The following is a 14,322-nucleotide window of genomic DNA, read 5'->3' on the forward strand; positions in this document are numbered from 1 at the left end:
ATGACCGTCTTGAAGGAACCGGTAATCATGAAGCGGGGTGTCGGTGCCGCTTTGTGGAGTCGACTTGTCGCTCCTTCAGAGCGATTGTCCCTGTGGGCCCCCCTATGACACGGGGTGTCCTTACGCTCCGTCGATCCATCTATCTGGCCCCGACCGTGGCAGGCGTCATTTTCCTTTTGTTGATCGCGGTGTTTCTGCAGGCGTTGAACCGCGAGCGTCGGACATGGGAAGGGGCCTGGGAAGCCCGAGAGCAATTGACCCGCGAGGTCAATGTGCAGTTCGACCGGTTCACCCTGGGCCATTCCAATTTTTTATTCGGAATCAGTCAAGTGAGGGAGGGGCTTCGGGCTGAAGTGATCCTTGGTCCCGAAGAGGAACATCTTGCGTGGGTGCGCAGCATTCGGGCGGATGTTCTCGCCCTGGATGCCCGGGTAGCCAAGGGGGAGGGGGTTTTTGAAAATCGGGAATTGGAAGGTCTCTTCAACTGGACGCTTGTCGCCCTGGAGAAGTATGAGGTGCAGGCAAGGCGGACAGTGGGGGACGCAAGCCTTGGTGGTGCGAAGCTCGGCGCAGAATTGAAGGAAACAATCCGGGGGTTTCATCTCACGCACAAGGCTTTTACGACTCTGAGATCCCGCCTGGAAAGCTCGGTGCTCGACTCCACCATGGGGGCCATTTCTGAAGGGCAACAGCAAAGCTTTATCGTTTGGGGGCTGGCCCTGGCGCTGGTGCCGGTCATGTTTCTCCTCGCCCGCTGGGTCGCGCAGGACGTGACTGGATCTTTGGTACGCACGATCGATCGCCTCCGCAGCCTGGGGGCTGAGGCGCACCGCGACCTGTCCGGCAGTCCCGAAGACGGGGGGGAGGGGAAGGGTCTTCCATTGGAGTCGGTGTCGCAGGAGGGGCGCGCGCCCGGGAAGGAACGCCAGGAGACCTATGATCCTTTTTCTCTCCTTTGGGAGTCCGTCGATGCTTTTGAACAGGTGCTCCAGGAATTGCGGACCTCCCGGAGGATACTCAGGCATCATCTGAGGGAATTGGCCTTACAGACGGAGGGGAGGGTGGCGGCGGAGGCTGCTTTTGGGGTCAGTGAACATCGTTTTCAAACCCTGGTGGATAATGCCAACGTGGCTATTTTCGTCCATCGGCGGGGTGAAATGCTCTATGCCAACCCAGCCCTCTGTTCCTTGATTGGCGCGACGCAAATGGGCGTCGACATCCATGAAATCGCGACCGATCGTCTTGTCGAGTCCGAAGCAAGGGGCAAGATCTGGGAGTGCCACGAAGCTTGTCTGCGTGGGGAAAGTGCTCCAACCGATTTCGAAATGGTCCTGGTGCGTTTGGACGCCGCCCGATTGGTGGTCATCAACCGCTCCTTCCTTATTGAATGGGAGGACGGCCCGGCCGTCTGCACGACCCTGTTGGATCACACGGAGCGGCGGGAGGCGTTGGACCGGCTTCGGATCCTATCTGCGGCTATCGATCAGACGCCGAACATGTTTTTCATCACCGATACCTCTGGCCGGATCGAGTATATCAATCCGGCCTTCACCGAATTGACCGGATACTCTGCGGAGGAGGCTTTGGGGGAGAAGCCGAGCTTGTTGCGACATCCCTCGACCTCTCCGGAAACCTATAAGGATCTATGGAGGACGATTCGGTCCGGACGCGAATGGCGTGCGGAGATCGTGGATCGCCGCAAGGATGGGTCCTACTTCTGGGCTTTCACCAGTATTTGCCCGGTGCGAGACGGGCAGGGGCACATCACCCATTATGTGGCCATGCACCAGGATGTTACGCCGCAGAAGACGGCAGATCTGGCCTTGCGCCAGGCCATGGAAGAGGCGGAGGTTGCCAACCGGGCAAAAACCGATCTTCTGGCCAATATGAGTCACGAACTGAGGACGCCTCTGAACGCGATCATTGGCTTTTCCGAAACCATGCTGGGCCAGTTTCTGGGGCCGATGGACCAGATCTATCTGGAGTACGCCAAGGATATTCGCGATTCCGGTGCCCATTTGCTGTCCTTGATCAATGATATCCTGGATGTCTCGGCCATTGAAGCCGGCCACATGCCCCTGCGGGAGGAGGTGACGGATCTGGCCGAGGTGATGGACAGTGTCCAACGTTTGATCCGGCCCCGTGCCGAACTTGCAGGTTTGACCTTGCAGATCGACCCCCTTCCCGTGTCACTCAACCTTTGGTGTGATGGGCGACGGCTCAAACAGATCCTGTTGAATTTGCTCTCCAACGCCGCGAAGTTCACGGAAGAGGGCGGGCGCATCAGCCTGATGACCACCGTCGGGGCCGATGGGGGGGTTCGCATGGTGGTCCGCGATACGGGGATCGGAATGGATAGCCATGGGATCGAAACCGCCCTTTCCCCCTTTGGGCAAGTGGATAGTGGCCTTGGCCGTCGCCACCAAGGCAGTGGGCTTGGGCTTCCCTTGACTCAGGGGTTGGTCAGCCTGCACGGAGGCCGCTTGACCTTGGAGAGTGAACCTGGACAGGGGACCACCGTAACGGTGGTCTTCCCGCCGGAGCGGACATGGGTCCACACCGCCTGACCCCAATTCGGATTCTGCGGAACAAAAGAACAAGCCAATCGGCGAGGGAACGCCGAACGGCTTTGCTATGGCCGGATTGGAACGGGATCAGCTTAAGTGAAGCTGGCCCAGCTTCACTCTGGGACCCAACTCACGGCACACGACGGTGGTGTTTTCCCGTCACGGGGTTTGGGCAATCGCCCAAAACATATAAGACACTGTCGTGTACCGAGGAGCCGACTTGATCTTCCACTCTGACCATAGGATTTGGATCACGTTTATGAAATCAGGTCGAACAGACCTGATTTCATCGTGTTCTAGCGGAAGACTATGCTGCTTCCTGTAGGCATAACGACCAGGCAGGACCGGTTGGACCGCTGGATCAGAGCGCAGGCACCCCGGGCTTCTTTCTCGTTCGCCATACCAAGGATTCGGGCGCGGAAAAGGGTGCCGCTCGACGCCGGATGGGGAAGGACCTGGGGGGTCAACCTGCCGTAGGACGGACTGAGCAGGCCTTTTGCCCGGGTTGCCGCGTTGCGAGCCGCATCGGCCTGACTATATGCCCCAACCTGAATACCCCAGGACCCTTTGCCAGGAACGGTATTGGCGGACTTGGACGCTCCAGATTTGCGGATCACGGGCGGGGTCGGAGGGGTTACCATGGCAACCTGCTGGGTAACTTTTTGCGTGACCTGGGCGACCTGAGTGCCGGGCTTGGGCGGCGGGGGCAGGGGAGGGTCGTCAGCAGAGCCCATATCGGTTAACCGGTCGTCGCCGAATCTCGGTCCACTGGATGCCGCGACCACTGTACCGGGCTTTAGGTCGGGAACGGGGACGGCGGGGTTCAACTTGGCGACCTTGGTAAAACCTTCGTCCAGCAACTTCATCATATGGGCGTCCCGGCTGCGCGCCGTGCGGCCTCCGAAGACGACTCCAATGACGCGATGGCCGTTGCGCACCGCCGAAGAGGCCACATTGAAGCCCGAAGCACGAATATAGCCGGTTTTAAGGCCATCGGCGCCCTTATACTCTTTCAGCACATGGTTATGCGTGGTGATGGTCCTGTTGCCGAAGCGGAAGGATTCCGTGGCAAAATAGTGGTAATGATGGGGGAAGTGCTTCATCAGGGCCATGGACAGGACCGCGATATCCCGTGCGGTGGACATCTGCCCATTATTGGGTAAGCCAGAGGCATTGCGGAAGGTTGTCCGGGTCATGCCTAACTGCTTGGCTTTCTTGGTCATCAGTTTGGCGAATTTGGATTCGGTGCCACCCAGCGCCTCGCCCACGACCACGGCCACGTCATTGGCGGATCTGGTGACCAAGGCCTTGATGGCGTCCTCAACCTTAATGGTGGACCCTTGTTTCAGCCCCAATTTGGTGGGGGGTTGGCTCGCCGCCCGGGCGGAAACCTTCAGGCGGCTGCTCGTGGTAAACTTTCCCTGGTCCATGGCCTCGAAAAGCAGGTAAAGGGTCATCATCTTGGTTAAGGAAGCCGGATAGTTGCGGGTGTCCGCGTTGCGGGCGTGCAAAACGGTTCCGGTTTCGGCGTCGACGACGATGGAGGCATAACCAGCCCAAGACCGGGTCGGTACCGCCAGCGCCACGACCAGGGAAAACGCCAGTGCCAGGAGAGTCACCGCGCCAAATCGGCGGCCGTGCATGGCCAGGCGTCGGCTTGAGGGCCATTTGCCTACGGGGTGCGTGTCTTGTTCCAAAATTGCGTCCATCGCGTTCCCGTCCACGTCTGAAGATCGTATGAGAGGACATTGCCCGTGCAGGGCTGTCAATATCCCCATCTGGGAGAGGCCAAATGAAGAGAGAGGACCTGTCCTCTGATTCGGTCCGGAGGATACGGTAGCCCCGATTCGCTGTCCATGGCGAAGAGGCACTTTTTCCCACAGATTAGCCACATAGGTGGCCTATTTCTAAAGTAAGATCTTAAGAAGAAAGGGTTAAGAAATGATTTTTGGGTCAAGGGAATTTCACAGGGGTGAAGAGGATGTTTCGGATTCGTCTCAATCACCCCTTTTGTCATGCGTTTTTGTTCTGGCTATTTTGCTTTTGGGCGGCTGTGCCAGCTCCGGAGATATCAATAGTCCCGTCGAGCGTCGCCTCTCCTGGTACTCCTATTTGAATGGCGATGACATTCGTGTCGCCTGTCAACCGGGGGCTCCCGATCACCTGCGGGCCACCTTCAACGGGGTCTATTCGGAGGATCTGCGCCTATACGAAATCCAAGACCTTGGCGGAGATCGGAGTCTGTCGTCCCGGATGATTGGCCCGGCCGATTTGACCACCTTGGCCAATATATCCGGCCTCTCCTCGCTCTTCGACCCCTGGCGTGGAACCAGTCGGGTCCAGGCCTTGGATGGGGTCGGTTGGTCGCGTTTGCTTGCGGCGCTGGACGCCGATGGACTCACAAAGCCGCCACCTGTTGGCCTGGAATTGCGCTCTGACCGCTTCTATTGGGTTGTGGTGGGGTGTCTTGATGGGGCTGTGGTTTTCAATGCCTGGGCTGATCCCTCCTCCCGCTTCGACGCCTTGACCTTTGATGACGTCCTCGTCGACCTGGATAAACCCAAAAGGCCCTTGCCCCACTATGAAAAGGCCATGCGAGGAAGTCTGGAAGCCCAGCGTCGGAAGGACTTTCTGTTTCGTTTGCGGGTGGGACCCAACGGTTTGATTGACGGTGCGCCCATCGGGGGCGAAGTGCCGAAGTTCGGCTCCTGAAATCCGAACCTGACAGGGTTGGGGCGCGGCAAAAGCAGTGACACTTATAATGAGAATGTTGCGGCGCGACAATCGCGGTTGACTTGGCATGAGGTGCGGATCATAGTTTGATTATATTGCGACGCAGCATTCTTGCCGACCCAGCGAGCGGCGGGATGTGGCGTGGTAGGCACGCGCGAGCGCGCGGGGAGACCGATCAAGGTTTGGCCCAAGGCGTCGGTGGCGCGTGGCACACGAAATCCAGGGAAAGGTCGCCCCCGGCGCCGCGAAGGTGAAGGGGGCCTGAGAGAGCCGAGGAGTTCAGTCCCCATGTCCGAGCCAAATAAGCCTGAGGGCGTCGCCCCAACCGCATCCGCTACTCCGAAGACTGCAGCAGCCAGGCCCTCCGCCCGTCGCGCCAAGGCCGCTGCGGCGAAGGCGCCTGCTAAGCAATCGGCTCCTGCAGAGCCCGGTTCTGTGAAACCCGGCCCCGTGGAGCCGGTGGTAGAGGCCACAGCGCCGCCGGTAAGCACTCCCGCTGCGGAACCCGTCGCCGCCAAGCCGACCGCTTCGGCTGAGGCGCCTGCCAGTGCTATTGAAGGCGAAATGGCCTCGGTGGATCTGTTGAAGGCCGTAGAAGATGTGGTTGAAGCCGGTTCGGTGAGCGCTGAGGCCGGGCGATCCGCCTTGGAGACCGTCGCTCGAGTCGGCGTCGACGTGGTGAGTGAGACCTACGAAAAGGCCATTGTCTTCACCAAGGAACAAGTTGAAGTGGTTGAGAAGGCTGGTGGACCCTTTGGGTTGGGTGTTGGAACGGGCATTGAAGATGGCTTGTCCTTCCTGAAAGCCAATCTGGAAGCCATGGGAGAGTCCTCCGCCATTTTGGTGAAGGGTGGTCAGGATCTTACGATTCTCTCCTATGACTATATGAAGGACATGGTCGAGGACGGGGCCACGTTTGGCCGCGACCTGATGGACTGCGGTGGTCCCGAGAAAGCCCTTGAAATGGAAATGGCCGCCGTCGAGAAAGCCACCGAAAAGGCTATGGCTGTTGGTCAGCGGGTTGGTGACCTGGTCAGCAAGATGCTTGAGGACGCCACCGTGCCTTTGACCGAACGGGCCGAAAGCGCCGTCGCAAGCCTGAATAAGGCTTTCGCAGTAAAATAGGGTGAACCCTTGTTCGGGACCTATTGATCGAAGTCTTTCTGGCCCTCAAATGAGCTTCATAGAGCTTTACCGGGTCATCTGGGTGCCTCACGACTAAAGTCGCATTTTCGGACCGGACCCTTGTTTCCGGGAGGGAGGCGGGCGAAAAAAAACAGGCTTCCCCCGGCCATGGGTTGGGGGAGGCCTTTGTTTTTTGAGGCTCTTGAAAGAAGCCCATGGAATAAATGGGTCTTTATCGGCGGAAAAAATTACCAATATGATGGGTGTGTGACGCATCACTCATCGGGTCTCCCCAGGGGGGCGCCACGGTGGATGGATGGAGCGCAAAGATGGAAGGCATGGGTAAGGATGGCTAACGAGATTAAGATTTGGATGGCCGAGAATGGAGACGACAATGGGTCGGATGGACGTCCTGGCACCGGTGTCGTGGTCAAGGCCAAGCCCAAGACCAAAAAGCCCTCCATGTACAAAGTTTTGATGCTGAACGACGATTATACGCCCATGGAATTCGTTGTTCACGTTTTGGAGCGGTTTTTTTCCAAAAGCCATGAGGAGGCGACCCAAATCATGCTGCATGTCCACCAAAAGGGCGTGGGGCTTTGCGGGGTTTTCACCCACGAAGTGGCTGAGACGAAGGTTAATCAGGTCATGGATTTGGCCAGGCGCTCCCAACACCCCCTCCAATGCACCTTGGAAAAGGAGTAGGGGCATCTCATGCGCCGACGGGTTGGCGCATGCACCTGTGGTTGAACGGGGACTGAAACGGCCAAGGACCAAGAGGGGCTGAGGGGACGCCTTAGGCGCGACCAGGCCAGAGCGGAAAACAGGTCACGGAAGGAGCGGGCATGCTGTCGCGCAATCTAGAGCAGACTCTTCATAGGGCCCTGGCACTCGCCACCCAGCGGAGGCATGAATACGCCACCTTGGAACACTTGTTGCTGGCCTTGGTCGATGATCAGGACTCGGTTTCCGTCCTGAAAGCCTGTTCCATCGATATCGAGAAGCTGCGCAAGCAGTTGACGGAATTCGTCGAGCACGAGCTCACTGGCCTTGTCGTCGCCGTTCCTGAAGGTGACCCCAAACCCACTGCCGGGTTCCAGCGCGTGGTTCAGCGCGCTGCCATCCATGTTCAGTCCTCTGGGCGCGAACAGGTGACCGGCGCGAATATCCTGGTGGCCCTGTTCAGCGAGCGGGAAAGCCATGCGGTCTATTTCCTGCAGATGCAGGACATGACCCGCTTGGACGCCGTTAACTACATCAGCCATGGCATCGCCAAGGCTCCTGGCTACGGCCAGCCCCGGAGCCCCAAGGGCGCAACCGAGAATGAGAGCAAGGGCGAGGAGCCCGTCAAAAAAGGACGGGAGGCGCTCGACGCCTATTGCGTGAACCTGAACGAGAAGGCAGAGGCGGGCAAAATTGACGCCCTGATCGGTCGCGATCTCGAAGTGGAGCGCACCATCCAGATTCTCTGCCGTCGCACGAAGAACAATCCCTTGCTGGTGGGTGATCCGGGTGTCGGCAAGACGGCCATCATTGAGGGGTTGGCCCTGCGCATCGTCAAGAAGGAAGTGCCGGAAGTTCTCCAGAATGCGACCATCTTTGCGCTCGACATGGGCAACCTTTTGGCTGGTACCCGCTATCGGGGAGATTTCGAGGAGCGGCTGAAGGCCGTTGTCAGTGAATTGGAGGCCCTGGACGGGGCGGTCCTGTTCATCGATGAGATCCATACGGTGATCGGAGCGGGCGCGACTTCCGGAGGCTCCATGGATGCGTCGAACCTGCTCAAACCTGCCCTGGCCCAAGGGGCGTTGCGCTGTGTCGGTTCGACGACCTACAAGGAGTTCCGGGGGCACTTCGAGAAGGACCGCGCCCTGGTGCGACGCTTCCAGAAGATCGATGTGTACGAACCCAACCTTGAGGACGCGGTCAAGATCGTCCGAGGGATCAAGGGCTACTACGAAGACCATCACAAGGTCCGCTATACCAACGATGCCGTCCGTGCGGCGGTGGAACTGTCCAGCAAGTACATCCATGATCGTAAGCTGCCTGACAAGGCCATCGATGTGATCGACGAGGTGGGAGCGGCCCGCATGCTCCTGCCCGAAAGCAAGCGGCGGAAGACGGTTTCGGTGAAGGATATTGAGGAGATCGTCGCCAAGATCGCTCGGATCCCGTCGAAGTCCGTGTCCCGGGATGACCAAACGGTTCTGAAGTCCCTGGAAAGGGACCTGAAGACTCTGGTTTTCGGCCAGGATGCGGCAATCACCGCTTTGTCCAGTGCCATCAAACTGGCTCGGGCGGGACTGCGCGACGCGGGCAAGCCGATCGGAAGCTACCTGTTCAGCGGTCCGACCGGTGTCGGCAAGACGGAAGTGGCTCGGCAACTCGCCAATATCATGGGCATCGATCTGGTACGCTTCGACATGTCGGAATACATGGAGCGCCATTCGGTCTCTCGGCTGATCGGCGCGCCACCGGGGTATGTGGGCTTTGATCAGGGGGGGCTGTTGACCGATGCGGTGGACCAGCAACCCCACTGCGTGCTGCTGCTCGACGAAATCGAGAAGGCCCATCCGGACCTGTTCAATATCCTTCTGCAGGTCATGGACCATGGCAAGCTGACCGACCACAACGGCAAGCATGTGGACTTCCGCAATGTGATCCTGATCATGACCACAAACGCGGGCGCCCAGGCCCTGGCCAAGAACGCCATCGGCTTTGGCCGTGAGGTCCGGGAAGGCGATGACGTGGAGGAGATTGAACGCTCCTTCTCGCCAGAGTTCCGCAATCGCCTGGACGCCATCATTCCCTTCGCTGCCCTGGCATCGGAAACGGTGGGGATGGTTGTCGATAAGTTCATCATGGAGCTTGAGGCCCAGCTGGCCGATCGCAACGTGACCATTGAGCTGACCGATAAGGCCCGGAGCTGGTTGGCGGAGAAGGGCTACGATCCGCGGATGGGGGCCCGGCCACTGGCCCGGGTCATCCAGGAGAGCATCAAAAAGCCTTTGGCCGAGGAACTGCTGTTTGGCAAGCTGGTCAAGGGTGGTCGGGTCAAGGTCGGCGTCAAGGATGGCCAGCCCGACTTTGCCTTCTTCGATCTGCCCAAGGAACAACAGGCCAAGATCGATGCCAGGGAAGCGGGCGAGGAGTCCGACGAGGACATGCCGACGGAAGACGTCGGGAAGTAGGGGCTGTCAAGGTTGATGAGAGGAAGATGGCCTCACTTTAATAATAATGACTTTAGAGTGAGGCCATTTTGGCGCGAATAACTTGGCTCAATCCGATAAGCCGGGAATATTTTGTGTTGAGGACCAAGGTCTGTTCTGTGTCGAGGAGAGGGGAATCAGATGGCGTGACGAGGTCGTTCAAAATGGTGTCCATGGCGATGGGCTTCAAATGGGGGCTGCCTTGCGTGACGCTGCCGAGAAGTTCGATAATTTGATTGCGGTCCCGTTGGAACAGGATGTTTTGGTCCGCCGCCTGATGTCCGCAGAAAAAGGTGGCCAAACCAGCGGTCGATATGTGGCGTTCGTAGAGGGCTTGTGCGAAGGCGCGATCCCGTCCTCGAATGAAGAAGGGCAGGGGAAGGGACAGGCAGAGGCGGACAACCCGTAGATCGCAGCTGGGGTCTCTCACGTCGATCTGATCCAATCCCAGCATAGCCTTGCGCAAGGTCCCAATGTCGACTTGGGTCATCCGGTTCACGCGGAAATTTCGGGACAGATCCGGGTCGGTCATACCGCCGATGAGTTGGTTGCGGATGCGCGTATCCAGGTCGTGACGTGTTCGGATCGAATCATGGAGCATGTCCTCGTTCGTCGAGGATTTCGTCCGCATGGGACGGGCGAAACGGCGCTGAAGAGCGGCGTATTGTGTGCTGGTGAGAAGGGCGCGCAGGGTATGGGCAATAGCCGTTCGGCCTGTTATCGCCCCCTTCCGCCACAACTGCCAGGACCCCTTGGCCAATGGGAGCCCAAGACCACGGGCCATAAATTCCGTTGAGAGGGAGGGGAGTCCGGCGCTGAACGTAATCGTCCCGAATTGACCAGATAACATCGTGGTGACGCCTGCTGACCTGGCATCCTGGTTGATGGCGTCCATCCAGACGCCATTCGGCAGGTTCGGCGGGGTCTCATTCATGACCCTCACATATCGAGCATTGGTTTCCAGCATGGAGGACGCGTCGTTGAAGACCCGGTGGTGGATGATATTGGGGAAATGCGCAGCGACTTTCACGGCTTGGGGCCATTCGTCACTGGTGGGGCGCAGGGCCGGGGGGATGGCGGTCGTGTCCCGTGGTGCGGCCGTAAAGGTATGTAATGGCTTATCGGCCTTGGTCAGAGTTCGGGCAGCCAGGGCGGTGATGACGCCGCTGCTCAACCCGGCGCTCAACTGGCTGCCGACGCCACCCGTTGACCGTGTCATGGCGTAGGTGGCCCGGGTCATCGCCTCGTCCATGGCTTCCAGGGCGTCCTCGAAGGACAGGGACGATGCCTCGGGGATGGCTGTCAGGTCAGACCATGGATGGATCTGTTCCTGGCCATCTGCGGAAAGCCTTGTCCAGTGTCCGGGCATGACCCGGTTGACCTGGGCGTAGAGGGTGGATGGACTGTCCTGGGGAAGCAGGGCGAGGTGCTCTGCCAGTCGCTTTTCATCGAAGTCCCTCTCAACCTCTGGCAGGGCGAACAGCCCCTGGATCATGCTTGAGACCGCCAGGAACCGGGATTGGCGACTATAAAAAAGGGGACTGAGCCCTATGGGGTCGCGGACCAGGGTGATGGATCCGTCTTGTCTATCCTGGATGATCAAGGCGAACACGCCAACGAGGCGGGGCAGCGTGTCTTCCAGTCCCCAGCGGTCCAGCGCGGCGGCCAGTACGCCACCATCGGCAAGCATGCGCGCCTTTGACGCCGGGATGTCGAGTGCGTCGAGCAGGTCATCACGGTTGTCGAGGCGTAGATCTGCGGCCATCATGGCACGACCGCCACCGATGATAAACGGTTGGCGGTCCATCAGGTCATCTGGAACGGTCCGCATGAGATTGCGCCCGCAGGCAAAGGAGCCATCACCCCATAGGGTGGTATGGTGCGGGCCGAACTGCTTTTGGGCGGTGAGTATGCGGTCGGTGATGGAGCGGGCGTGGGCATTGGCAGACCACGACAGGCAGGCAGCAAGAGCGGTCATCGACGGCGTCCAGAAATTGTAAGCGTGTTCTCGAAGCGGGATCCAGTGGCATGCTCGGTTTTGGCCATCTTGCATTGGATGGAGTCTGGACCGCCTTAGACTGGTCTGGTCCATGGCGGAGCATAGGTCAAGGGAGGAGGTGGGGGAAGTCTGGCAGCAAGGGAAAAGGGACGAAATGGCCAGATTCTATCTTTAAGGCCAAATTTCGGGGCCCCAGGCCCGGCCGGAGGAGGTGTGTTTTAGGGGAGAGGGGCAAGCTCCTTTCCACAAATCAGTCGCCCAAAAAAGACAAGACACTGTCGTGTACTGTGAAAACGGGCATCCAGGGTTGGTTTCGGTTTCGGTGCTGAATTGCACTGTCGTAGCTGGTGCTCAACTTGTTGAATCTAGATCAAACCGCCTTGAATCGGAATCGATTTAAGGCGGTTTGATCCAAGGACAAGATTTTCGATCAGGGTTGAATTTCGGCAGCGACCTTGTGGAGGGTTTGCGTATCCAATTGGACTTCGCCACCGGCGGCCTGGAAGGCCTTGCTCATGCGCGCCATGCCCGCTTGCGCTTCCTTGGCGGCTTCGTCCCGGACCTCGTGACTGATCTTCATGGAGCAGAACTTGGGACCGCACATGGAGCAGAAATGGGCAGTCTTATGGGCTTCATGGGGCAGGGTTTCGTCGTGGTAGGCCCGCGCCCCGTCCGGATCCAGGCCCAGGTTGAACTGGTCCCCCCAGCGGAAATCGAAGCGTGCCCGGCTGACGGCATCGTCGCGGATTTGGGCGGCGGGATGGCCCTTGGCGATGTCCGCCGCATGGGCAGCCAGTTTATAGGCGATGACCCCGGCTTTCACGTCGTCCCGGTTGGGGAGGCCCAGGTGCTCCTTGGGGGTGACGTAGCAGAGCATGGCCGTGCCGAACCAACCGATCATCGCCGCCCCAATGGCCGAGGTGATGTGGTCATGCCCGGGCGCAATATCCGTGGTCAGGGGGCCGAGGGTGTAGAAGGGAGCCTCGCCGCAGGTTTCCAATTGGCGGTCCATATTGGCCTTGATCTTGTGCATCGGCACATGGCCGGGGCCTTCCACCATGACCTGACAGCCCTTATCCCAGGCCAGTTTCGTTAATTCGCCCAGGGTGTCCAGTTCGGCGAACTGGGCGGCGTCGTTGGCGTCCGCCACCGAACCCGGGCGCAGACCATCCCCCAGGGAGAAGGAGACATCATAGCGCCGCATGATGGCGCAGATGTCCTCAAACCGTTCGTAGAGGAAGCTCTCGCGGTGATGGGACAGGCACCATTTGGCCATGATCGATCCCCCCCGGCTGACGATGCCAGTGACCCGGTCCGCCGTCAGGGGGATATGGGCGAGGCGCAGGCCGGAATGGATGGTGAAGTAGTCCACGCCCTGTTCACATTGCTCGATCAGGGTTTCAGCAAAGACGGACCAATCCAATTTGGTCGGATCGCCCTTGACCTTCTCCAGGGCCTGATACAGGGGAACGGTGCCAATGGGCACGGGGCTGTTGCGCAGGATCCATTCCCGGGTGGCGTGAATGTTCTTGCCCGTGGAGAGATCCATGACCGTGTCGGCGCCCCAGCGTATGGACCAGACCAGCTTGGCAACTTCCTCCTCAATGGAGGAGGAGAGGGCGGAGTTGCCGATATTGGCGTTCACCTTCACCAGGAAGTTCCGGCCGATGATGGTGGGTTCTAGTTCCCCATGGTTGATGTTCGCCGGAATGATGGCCCGGCCCTCGGCGATTTCCTTGCGGACGAACTCCGGAGTCACATGGGCGGGAAGGGCAGCGCCGTGGGACTCCCCTTTGGTCAGACGCTCCTCGGCCCCGGCGACGGCCGTCTCGCGGCCCAGGTTTTCCCGATGGGCGACGTAGACCATCTCGTCGGTGATGATTCCCGCGCGGGCGCATTCCAACTGGGTGAAGGGGCCTTCTCCAATCCGCCGCAGGGGGCGATGGAAGAGGGGGAAGATCTCGGAGGTTTCGTCCCGGGGAATGGGTGCGCCGTCGTAGTTCTCCACCCCTCCTCGGGCGGAGACCCAGGCCGTCCGGAGGCGGGGTAAACCGGCTTTCAGGTCAATCCGAGCCTCGGCGTCCGTATAGGGGCCGCTGCTGTCTGGCACCCGCACGGGGGCCTCGCCGGGGTCTGAGAGGGTCACCTCGCGAAAGGGAACCCTCAGGTGAGGGCGTTCGGCGGGCGCGGCGTAGTGCTTGCGTGAGGCCGGGAAGGGGGTCCGGCATTCGGCCAGGGTAAGGGGCAGGGAGTCTTGGTTTGGTGTGACAGCCATCGTCTTCTCCGTTTGGATGGACCGATGGGTCTGTCGACGGAGGCGGGAGGGGGCGACGCCGGGGAGGGGATGGATCGCGGTTGTCTTGGGTGACGGATCCGATGTGGCGCGGCCCTGGTTCCGTCCCTTCGCCGGCATGACCCGGATCAGGTTCGAAGGGTCACCGCGCGTCCGTCCGGATTTCCCCGGATGACCAACGGTATCTCAGTCCCTTGCCGGGACCCCCCTGGAACAGGTTCTTTTAGGATAGGCAAAATCGGCGTGCACTGTAAACGGGAAATAATAAGGATGAGCCCGTGAGGAGCTCATCCGGGGGGATACATAGTACAGGGCACTGTTTGGTATTTTTTGGGCGATTGCCCAGGTCCATTTGGGGACCAATGCCCCCAAACCCCCTTTTTCCAGGTACTGGTG

General features: G+C 59.5%; 8 protein-coding genes and 1 riboswitch. Of the genes, 5 read left to right on the forward strand and 3 right to left on the reverse strand.

The window, feature by feature from the left end; translation table 11 throughout:
* Window positions 1-104 precede the first annotated feature (104 nt).
* The gene (locus ACLIRY_RS00495; RefSeq protein WP_413203380.1) at window positions 105-2,567 is read left to right on the forward strand and encodes a PAS domain S-box protein; all 2,463 of its coding nucleotides are present in this window, start codon (window positions 105-107) and stop codon (window positions 2,565-2,567) included.
* A gap of 296 nt (window positions 2,568-2,863) precedes the next feature.
* Here the strand turns inward: ACLIRY_RS00495 and ACLIRY_RS00500 are convergent, their stop codons facing one another.
* On the reverse strand, window positions 2,864-4,264 hold the full coding sequence (locus tag ACLIRY_RS00500) for a serine hydrolase (protein WP_413203381.1): 1,401 nt from the start codon (window positions 4,262-4,264) through the stop codon (window positions 2,864-2,866).
* Window positions 4,265-4,577: 313 nt separating this feature from the next.
* Here ACLIRY_RS00500 and ACLIRY_RS00505 point away from each other — a divergent pair, with 313 nt between their 5' ends.
* From ACLIRY_RS00505 to clpA, 4 genes are all read left to right on the forward strand, one after another.
* A complete protein-coding gene (locus ACLIRY_RS00505; RefSeq protein WP_413203382.1) occupies window positions 4,578-5,279 on the forward strand; it encodes a hypothetical protein in 702 nt (233 codons plus the stop codon).
* 309 nt (window positions 5,280-5,588) lie between these two features.
* Complete coding sequence (locus ACLIRY_RS00510) at window positions 5,589-6,425, forward strand: phasin family protein (protein ID WP_413203383.1); 837 nt, start codon at window positions 5,589-5,591, stop codon at window positions 6,423-6,425.
* Between the two features lie 372 nt (window positions 6,426-6,797).
* Window positions 6,798-7,130 carry an ATP-dependent Clp protease adapter ClpS gene (gene clpS / locus ACLIRY_RS00515; protein ID WP_413204169.1) on the forward strand — a complete coding sequence of 111 codons (333 nt, stop codon included), beginning with the start codon at window positions 6,798-6,800 and terminating at the stop codon, window positions 7,128-7,130.
* Window positions 7,131-7,270: 140 nt separating this feature from the next.
* Window positions 7,271-9,616, forward strand: a complete 2,346-nt coding sequence (gene clpA, locus ACLIRY_RS00520; RefSeq protein WP_413203384.1) for an ATP-dependent Clp protease ATP-binding subunit ClpA — start codon at window positions 7,271-7,273, stop codon at window positions 9,614-9,616.
* A 52-nt stretch (window positions 9,617-9,668) separates the two neighbouring features.
* Here the strand turns inward: clpA and ACLIRY_RS00525 are convergent, their stop codons facing one another.
* Window positions 9,669-11,612 carry an asparagine synthetase B family protein gene (locus tag ACLIRY_RS00525; RefSeq protein ID WP_413203385.1) on the reverse strand — a complete coding sequence of 648 codons (1,944 nt, stop codon included), beginning with the start codon at window positions 11,610-11,612 and terminating at the stop codon, window positions 9,669-9,671.
* A gap of 451 nt (window positions 11,613-12,063) precedes the next feature.
* Complete coding sequence (gene thiC, locus ACLIRY_RS00530; RefSeq protein ID WP_413204170.1) at window positions 12,064-13,908, reverse strand: phosphomethylpyrimidine synthase ThiC; 1,845 nt, start codon at window positions 13,906-13,908, stop codon at window positions 12,064-12,066.
* Between the two features lie 105 nt (window positions 13,909-14,013).
* A riboswitch (TPP riboswitch) is annotated at window positions 14,014-14,146 on the reverse strand.
* Window positions 14,147-14,322 lie beyond the last annotated feature (176 nt).

The sequence above is a fragment of the Rhodospirillum sp. A1_3_36 genome (assembly GCF_047263945.1).
GTDB lineage: Bacteria > Pseudomonadota > Alphaproteobacteria > Rhodospirillales > Rhodospirillaceae > Rhodospirillum.